General features: G+C 35.2%; 9 protein-coding genes. 5 read left to right on the plus strand and 4 right to left on the minus strand.

Annotated elements, in window-relative coordinates:
• Positions 1-59: 59 nt before the first annotated feature.
• The 3 genes from BN1372_RS00745 to BN1372_RS00755 all read right to left on the minus strand — a co-directional run bounded on the left by BN1372_RS00745 (position 60) and on the right by BN1372_RS00755 (position 3,375).
• Positions 60-1,133: an FUSC family protein gene (locus tag BN1372_RS00745; RefSeq protein ID WP_062196996.1), complete on the minus strand. Its 1,074-nt coding sequence runs from the start codon at positions 1,131-1,133 to the stop codon at positions 60-62.
• Between the two features lie 210 nt (positions 1,134-1,343).
• On the minus strand, positions 1,344-1,886 hold the full coding sequence (locus tag BN1372_RS00750; protein WP_062196997.1) for a DUF7010 family protein: 543 nt from the start codon (positions 1,884-1,886) through the stop codon (positions 1,344-1,346).
• Positions 1,887-2,082: 196 nt separating this feature from the next.
• Entirely contained in the window at positions 2,083-3,375 is a 1,293-nt protein-coding gene (locus BN1372_RS00755; protein ID WP_062196998.1) for a glutamate-1-semialdehyde 2,1-aminomutase, read from the minus strand.
• A 225-nt stretch (positions 3,376-3,600) separates the two neighbouring features.
• Here BN1372_RS00755 and BN1372_RS00760 point away from each other — a divergent pair, with 225 nt between their 5' ends.
• The 4 genes from BN1372_RS00760 (at position 3,601) to BN1372_RS00775 (ending at position 7,008) form a co-directional block, all read left to right on the plus strand.
• On the plus strand, positions 3,601-4,614 hold the full coding sequence (locus BN1372_RS00760) for an ABC transporter ATP-binding protein (RefSeq protein WP_062196999.1): 1,014 nt from the start codon (positions 3,601-3,603) through the stop codon (positions 4,612-4,614).
• Positions 4,607-5,398 carry an ABC transporter permease gene (locus BN1372_RS00765; RefSeq protein ID WP_062197000.1) on the plus strand — a complete coding sequence of 264 codons (792 nt, stop codon included), beginning with the start codon at positions 4,607-4,609 and terminating at the stop codon, positions 5,396-5,398. Before BN1372_RS00760 ends, BN1372_RS00765 begins: the two co-directional genes overlap by 8 nt.
• Positions 5,399-5,400: 2 nt before the next feature.
• On the plus strand, positions 5,401-6,186 hold the full coding sequence (locus BN1372_RS00770) for an ABC transporter permease (RefSeq protein ID WP_062197001.1): 786 nt from the start codon (positions 5,401-5,403) through the stop codon (positions 6,184-6,186).
• A gap of 90 nt (positions 6,187-6,276) precedes the next feature.
• Positions 6,277-7,008: a TIGR00266 family protein gene (locus BN1372_RS00775; protein ID WP_062197002.1), complete on the plus strand. Its 732-nt coding sequence runs from the start codon at positions 6,277-6,279 to the stop codon at positions 7,006-7,008.
• Positions 7,009-7,033: 25 nt separating this feature from the next.
• On the opposite strand, the gene BN1372_RS00780 is transcribed toward BN1372_RS00775, so the two are convergent.
• Positions 7,034-7,897 carry a cation diffusion facilitator family transporter gene (locus BN1372_RS00780; RefSeq protein WP_062197003.1) on the minus strand — a complete coding sequence of 288 codons (864 nt, stop codon included), beginning with the start codon at positions 7,895-7,897 and terminating at the stop codon, positions 7,034-7,036.
• Between the two features lie 297 nt (positions 7,898-8,194).
• Between BN1372_RS00780 and bcp the strand changes: the two genes are divergently transcribed.
• Positions 8,195-8,662 (plus strand): thioredoxin-dependent thiol peroxidase, encoded by a 468-nt coding sequence (gene bcp, locus BN1372_RS00785; RefSeq protein WP_062197004.1) that lies wholly within the window; start codon positions 8,195-8,197, stop codon positions 8,660-8,662.
• Positions 8,663-8,708 lie beyond the last annotated feature (46 nt).

Genomic DNA, 8,708 nt, shown 5'->3' on the forward strand with positions numbered 1-8,708 from the left:
GAACATCGAAAAGTGAAGTGAAAATAAAGAAATCCGCACATATATAAGGTGTGGATTTCTTACATCTCTTCGTTTTGTTCTATTTCATTAATATCGCGGTGGTAATGATGAAATGTGTTTGCCAAATGGTCAAGTTGTTCTAACTCGTCATAATAATCTACCATTAAACCGATTACTGGGAAAATATGAAGCCACATATCATCGGTAATTTTTTGTTCTTTATATAACTGCATTAATGACTGAATCACAGGTGCTTTATTATGTTCTCGTTTCACAAAGTCAGAAACTTCATAAGAACGAACTTTTCCACTTATTTTTAATAAAATATGCTCATGAAAACTTGTTAAATTTTCTAATTCTTGACGAATTTGAAGTTGAATTTCTTCCGGTAACAATCGTAAATCATTTTCATAACGATGCAAGTCTTTTAATAAATAGCGACTTTTTTTCGCTGTTACAATCATTTGACGAAACAATACGAGTTTTCGATTTTTGGCAAACTTTCCTTTGCGCGTATAGCTTCGCTCTTCTTTATAAAACATATATAGTTGATCGATATTCACTAAATCTTCGCGTAGCTTTTCGAGTTCTTTTTTTAACATCATATGATTGTCTGTATGAACAGCCGTAAGACGAATCCATTTAATAATTTCTTCGGACGTTTCTTGTAATTTTACATACAGTTTCGTTTCATATCTTGGTGGTAAAAAAATAAGATTCACAATAAAAGCAGAAATAACGCCAATCATTACGATTAAAAAACGTGTGACTGCAAATTCAATAAAATGTTGGGTTGTTGCTTCCATAATCACAATTGCGGTCACTACCGATAATGGAATCGTATCGGTTAGCCGTAATTTTAAATGAAGCGCAATAATAATAACAGCCCCCACACCAATAATAATCGGATCATTTCCAATGGTTAATACAAGGAGGATGGCGACAATAGCACCGACAACGTTTCCTTGAATTTGTTCAAAAATTGTTTGATACGATCGGTGTATAGACGGTTGAACTGCGAAAATTGCCGCAACTGCCGCATAAACAGGAGGTTCGAGATTGAAGAACATTGCAATATAAAGGGAAAGAGTAATCGCAATACCAGTTTTAATAATACGAGCACCCAATTTCATCTATATAATCTAATCCTTTCTAAAATAACATAGTATACCTTATGTAATTCGATACTATACAATGACTTTTGTTTTTTAGCAAGAAGAATTTTATCCATCATTAGCTTGCAATAAGACTCTTATTTTGAACGAGCCACTATCCGCTTTTTGATAAGTGTATCTAACCATCAGTGGAAGAAGTGTGAAAATCCCCACTGATGAAAGATCTTTTTATTGTGCTATTTTTTTCTTAAAGTCGACATTAAGCCAAATAATTAATAAGATAAAAAAGAAGACCATACTGAAAGAAATGAACCAAAGATGACGAGGCGCTAAGGTCCAACCAATAATCATTACCGAGATCGATATGATAGGTGCCATTATATAATACGCCTTTGTATGATAAAACCAACCATAAGGGAAAAAGTGGGCACCTGTAATAACTGCAAAAAATACAATCATTTGATTCGGGCTATTGGCAAATACCCAAAAAATAAGAGGAAAATACATGAACTGCGCTACATTTAAAATTAATCCTAAATTACTTAAAGGATTATTCGATGACCTCCATTCTGCTTTAATTAATTTTGAAATAACGACCGCTACAGGAAACATGATACCAGTAGAAAATAACATAAACATATTTTTGGATGTTATTTCTATCGGTTGTAAAAAGATGGCGGTAATAATGAGCCAAACGATGATACCAGAAAGTAAGAAGGCAATCCCATTTTTACTTTTTATAGATAAATCCAGTTTGTGTTGCAATAACATATCTTTTTGCAGTTTTCTCCACTCCTTTATTCCTCATCAATCGGTAGCAAGCACTGCTGATGAGGGGTTATCCTATTTATGTTATTTTAACATAAGTCTGTAAAAGTAATGTAGAATGATAGAAAAATCGGTAAAAAGCTCTTTTGTTATCGTTTCAAAAGAACGTTTTACCGATAGGATGATGAAAAAAGGTTGGTTATTCAGTTAAGTTTGAAAAGGCTTTTTCTACCGCTTTAATCGTTTCTTCGACGTCTTCTTTCGTATGTTCAGTCGTTAAAAACCATGCTTCATATTTAGAAGGAGCAAGGTTAATGCCTTCTTCTAACATTAGTTTAAAGAATTTACCAAACATTTCTCCGTCGCTTCGTTCTGCTTGTTGATAGTCTTTTATTTTTTCATTTGTAAAGTAAACGGCTAACGCACCTTTTAGACGGTTGACAGTGATTTGGATGTTATACTTTTGCGCCGCTTCTATAATTCCTTGTTCAAGCATTGCTCCAAGTTTATCTAGCTTTTCATATATACCGTCTTCTTTTAATACTTCTAAACAAGCAATGCCAGCAGAAAGAGAAGCTGGGTTTCCGGCCATTGTTCCCGCTTGATATGCAGGACCAAGTGGTGCAACAGTATCCATGATGTCTTGTTTTCCGCCGTACGCACCGATTGGAAGACCACCGCCGATAATTTTTCCTAATGCAGTTAAATCAGGTTCTACGTTTAATAAGTTTTGGGCACCACCATACATAAATCGGAAAGCTGTAATCACTTCATCAAAAATAAGCAAGGAACCGTTTTCATGTGTTAATCGTTTCACTTCTTCTAAAAATCCTTCTTCTGGTTCAACGATACCAAAGTTCCCGACAATCGGTTCTACAAGAACAGCAGCGATGTCATCTTTCCATTTTTCAAGCGCCAATTTAAAAGATGTCACATCATTAAAAGGAACAGTGATTACTTCTGTGGCAACACTTTTTGGTACGCCCGCTGAATCAGGAGAACCGAGCGTTGCAGGGCCAGAACCAGCTGCGACTAGCACTTGGTCAAAGTGGCCGTGATAACAACCTTCAAATTTCATGATTTTAGTTCGATTGGTGTATGCGCGAGCTACGCGAACACAACTCATCACTGCTTCTGTTCCAGAGTTGGTAAAACGTACTTTATCTAAAGAAGGAATCGCTTCTTTTAACACTTTGGCAAATTGAAATTCAAGTACGGTTGGTGTTCCGTATAATGTACCGTTTGCTGCTGCTGCTTGGATTGCTTTTGTAACGCGTGGATGAGCATGACCGGTAATAATTGGTCCATATGCAGCTAAATAATCGATGTACCGATTGCCATCCTCGTCGTAAAAATATGCCCCTTTCCCATATTTCATAAAGACAGGAGCTCCGCCACCAACTGCTTTATACGAACGAGAAGGGCTATTCACACCTCCAACGATATGTTTTAACGCTTCTTCATAAAATTGTTCTGAACGAGTGTGATCCATTCATAAGCCTCCAAAATAAAAATTTTTTCCTGTAAAAATCTCTCTATTCCGAAAAGAAACAACGACTTTTTCGTTAACAAATGCTTTTTCCCGTAGAGCGATTTTTTGTCCACTTTCTATTGTATCACGATTAGAACAGATGAAAAGGAAGGGACTAGACAGTTGAGTCTCTACTTATTTTTCGGTAAACTATTCGTTACGGTATGAAAGAGAGGGGGAGGTAGCTTGGAGAAAGTGATTGAAGTAAAAGATTTGCGGAAAGATTTTAAATCATATTCAAGCAGAAAAGGATTAAAAGGTGCTTTTCGTGATCTTTTTACACGTAATTATACGATTAAGCATGCTGTTAATGGGATTAACTTAGATATATATAAAGGCGAGATAGTTGGTTATATCGGGGAAAATGGGGCTGGAAAATCAACGACGATTAAAATGATTACCGGTATTTTGACACCTACTTCTGGAATTGTTCGAGTTAATGGTATGAATCCACATAAAGAACGGGAAAAATTTGTTCGGACTATTGGGGTTGTCTTTGGGCAACGTTCGCAACTTTGGTGGGATATTGCTGTTCAAGAATCGTTTCGTTTATTAAAAAAAATATATAATGTTTCCGATGAAGCGTACGATACACATATGAAAGATGTTATTGAAACGTTAGATATCGGACCTTTGTTAGATAAACCAGTTCGAAAATTATCATTAGGGCAACGAATGCGTTGTGAATTAGCCGCTGCATTAATTCATAATCCACCGTTATTATTTTTAGATGAACCGACCATTGGATTAGATGTACTGGTGAAAGCAAAAATTCGCGATTTTTTAAAACGAATTAATGAAAGATATCAAACAACGATTTTGTTAACGACACATGATATTGCAGATATTGAAGCCCTATGTGAACGGGTTATTATGCTCGATGAAGGAAATATTATTTACGATGGAAAATTAAAAGAGTTGAAAAGCAAGTGGGGTACGAAAAAGCGAATGTATGTGGAATTTGCAAAAGAAGTACACATTGAAGAATTATCGGATTTAACAGTAGGAACACCGGTATCGTGGGAAAAGGTAGAAGGAGAAAATCACTGGATGGCATTAGTGAAAAATAACGACGAAGTGATTTCTAATTTAATTGGAAAAATAGTAGCTGCTTATCCGATTGTTGATTTAAACATATTAGAAGCATCGACGGAAGAAATCGTTCGGAAAATTTATGAGGAAGGGATTCGTCATGGATAAGTATTTAGAAATGATTCGCGTCCGTTTTTTAATGATGCTAGCCTATCGAACGAATTATTATAGTGGTATTTTAATTTATACGATTAATATCGGTGCGTACTATTTTTTATGGAGTGCAATTTACGGTGGAAAAGAATCCATCCAAGGTTTATCCATTTCGCAAATGACAACATATGTTGCCATTAGTTGGATGGCTCGGGCATTTTATTTTAATAACTTAGACCGTGAAATTTCTGAAGAGATTCGTGAAGGAAAAGTAGCAGTTGAATTTATTCGTCCATACAATTATTTAGGGATGAAGATGATGCAAGGATTAGGAGAAGGTATTTTTCGCTTCGTTTTCTTTAGCATCCCAGGATTTATTATCGTCGCTTTTTTATTTCCGGTTGACATCAACGTAAATGGGACAACAGTGCTACTATTTATTATGGCTACCATTTTTAGTTTTATCGTGAATACACAACTTAATTTAATTACTGGTATTTTATCGTTTTTCTTTTTAAATAATCGCGGCATTATTTGGACAAAACGAGTATTAATTGATTTATTTTCAGGTTTGTTATTGCCAATTAGTTTTTATCCATTGTGGGCACAAGAGATAATGAAGTTTTTCCCATTCCAAGCAATAAGTTATATTCCAAGTATGATTTTTACAAATGGGTTTACGACAAATGAAGCGGTGCAAGGAATTTTATTTCAATTAATTTGGGTTGGTATATTATTAGTTCCCATGCAAATTCTTTGGGTTATTGCAAAACGTCGTCTCATTGTGCAAGGAGGGTGAGCATGAGATATTTTCGAATTTTTTTACAGTATGCATCTCAATATTTAAAAACGAAGCTTGCTTACCGAACGGATATTATCGTTGGTTTTTTATCAGATATTATGTTTCAAGCAGTAAATTTAATTTTTATTATCGTTGTGTTCGGTCATACCGCATTTTTAGGTGGTTGGACACGCGATGAAATTATTTTTATTTATGGTTTTTTCTTAATTCCGTATGCCATTTTTGATGCTTTTTTTAATATTTGGGACTTTAACGATCGGTATATCGTAAAGGGAGAAATGGACCGCGTGTTAACGAGACCTGTTCACAGTTTATTTCAAATTATTTTAGAACGAATGGAACTAGAATCGTTACTCGGAGCTATTACTGGTTTTTTAGTAATGATGTATGCTTCGATGCAATTACATCTCACGTTTCATTGGTACGATATATTCGTGTTACTGTTCATGGTAATAGGTGGTACGCTCGTATATGCTGGTATTTTTATTGCACTAGCAAGCATCGGTTTTTGGTCTGATGCACGTACTGATATTATGCCGATGATGTATAACATCGGTAACTACGGGCGTTATCCTGTTGACATTTACAATAAAGTGATACGTTACATGTTAACGTTCATTTTGCCATTTGCATTTGTTGGTGTTTATCCATCTGCTTATTTTTTAGGAAAAACAGAATGGTACGGGTATGCTTTTTTTACACCTATTGTTGGGTTGCTTGTTTTTATTATCGCTGTAGTTTTATGGAATATTGGTGTTAAAAAATACCGCGGGGCGGGAAACTAGATGAGTAGCTTGCTATTCATCTAGTTTTTTGGGAACTTTTATGTCGATGATAGCGTAAAGATGAATAAGAAAAAGAAAGGATGGATGGAGATGAAATATCAAATTACTGGTAGTGTCATGCAAGCATTAGAAATCGAATTAGAACCCAATGAAGTCATTTATACAGAATCAGGTGCCATGTTTTTCATGTCATCGAACGTAGAGATGAGCACGAATTTCAAAGGTGGTCTTTTTTCAAGTATTAAACGAGCGATGACGGGAGAAAGTATGGCGCTTACATATTTTCAAGCACATCAACAGAATGGGAAAATAGGTTTTGCACCTGTTGCACCAGGAAAAGTAATTCCGCTTGAAGTATCTCCAGGGAAAGAGTATGTGTGTCAAAAAGATTCTTTTATGGTAGCAGAAGATGGAGTGAAATTAGATATTTATTTTCAAAAGAAAATTATGACAGGTATTTTCGGTGGAGAAGGATTTATTATGCAAAAGTTAAGTGGTCAAGGGATGGCATTTGTAGAAATAGACGGGGAAGTCATCGAAATGGAGTTGCAACCAGGGGAAGAAGTGAAAGTGGATACTTCGCACGTAGCTATGATGGAATCTACTGTAACGATGGATATCCAGCGGGTAAAAGGATTTAAAAATATTATCTTTGGTGGAGAAGGATTATTTTTAACGACGTTAAAAGGACCAGGGAAAGTGTGGTTACAAACATTACCGTTAGCAAACCTTGCTGGACGAATTGGAAAATATTCAGGAACTTCCTCAGGAAATAACGATCGTGGGGCATCTTCAGGGTTAGGTGACTTATTTGATGACTAAAGAAGAAAAGTGACACTTTTCTTCTTTATTTTTCAAAAGGTTCTGTATGAATGTGAACGTGAGGTACTTTGTATTTCACAAGCATTTCTCGCTCAATGGCATCTGTAATTTGATGACTTTTCGCCACGCTTAATTGAGCATCTACAAAAATAACGACATCTAAATAAATTTTATTTCCATACACACGAGCCTTAATATCACGGACAGCTAATACACCAGGAATTTGTTCAATAAAATGTTTATACGTTTCAATTTTATTTTCATCAAATCCATCCGTTAACATATAGGAAGATTCTTTAAAAATATCGAATCCTGTTTTCGCAATAATTAAACCAACGATAAATCCAGTGACTGGGTCTAGCCATGGCAATTGAAACTGAGAACCGAAAATACCGATTGTAGCCCCGATACTTACGAGAGCATCGGATAAATTATCTTTTGCTGCTGCTTTTAAAGCGTGACTTTCTGTTTTTTTCGCTAAAGCCATATTGTATCGATAGACCAAAAACATAACGATTGCCCCGAAAATAGCAATAAAACCAGCGATAATATTTGGTGATTCTACTTCGTTGCTAAAAAGAGCACGTAAAGTAGAAAGAAGTACTTGCAAAGAAATGGTTAACATAACGAAAGAAGCAATCATACTAGAGATGGTCTCTGCTTTAGAATGACCGTACCGATGGTTTTCGTCTGGAGGACGCTTTGCAATTTTTAGTCCAATTAATACAGCGACGGAAGCGATAATATCCGTCGTATTATTAAGCCCATCAGCAATTAATGCTTGTGAATTCGTCATATACCCAACGATAAGTTTTAAAGTGGATAAAAATAAATAGGCAGCTATACTAATCCAAGCACCTTTTTCTGAATTATGTTGTGCATGTTCCATGAAACAAACCCTCTTTTCCGTTTACCTAAAAAAGACTTTCTATATTGTAAAATTTTTTATTCTAATATACAAATCGTCTATTGTATGAGTAGGAAACTTCTGTATTACAATGGTAACAAATAAAAATGCTGTGGGTCTATGGCAATCTTTTTTCCAATGGCTAGATGATTAAGGTATAGAAAACATTTTGAATGGCAGTGAAAAATGTTGGGTATGGTAAAGAATGGAGGGTTAATAGTTGTCAGATGACGTTTATTTCGATACGCTAGTAGTAGAATAACTTTAGGAGGAATGTTTATGACAGTAGAAGTAGGAAAAACTGCTCCTGATTTTTCAGCTTTAGCAAGTAACGGTGAAACAGTTTCCTTATCAGATTTTAAAGGGAAAAATGTTATCTTGTATTTTTATCCAAAAGATATGACGCCAGGGTGTACAACAGAAGCATGTGATTTTAGAGATCGCTACGAAGAATTTAATGGTTTAGATGTTGTTATTTTAGGTGTAAGCACAGACCCAATCGAACGTCATAAAAAGTTTATTGAAAAACATACGTTACCATTCTTATTATTATCCGACGAAGATCATAAAGTGTGTGAACTATATGATGTATGGAAATTAAAAAAGAATTTTGGAAAAGAGTACATGGGCATCGAACGATCTACTTTCGTTATGAACAAGGAAGGAATCATAATGAAAGAATGGAGAAAAGTTCGAGTAAAAGACCATGTAGAACAAGCACTTACATTTATTAAAGAAGAAATGTAAAAAAACTTCCTAATATTTGAACGATATAAACCCATCGAAAGAAAAG

It is taken from the genome of Massilibacterium senegalense (assembly GCF_001375675.1).
In the GTDB taxonomy this organism is placed as follows: Bacteria; Bacillota; Bacilli; order Bacillales; family Massilibacteriaceae; genus Massilibacterium; species Massilibacterium senegalense.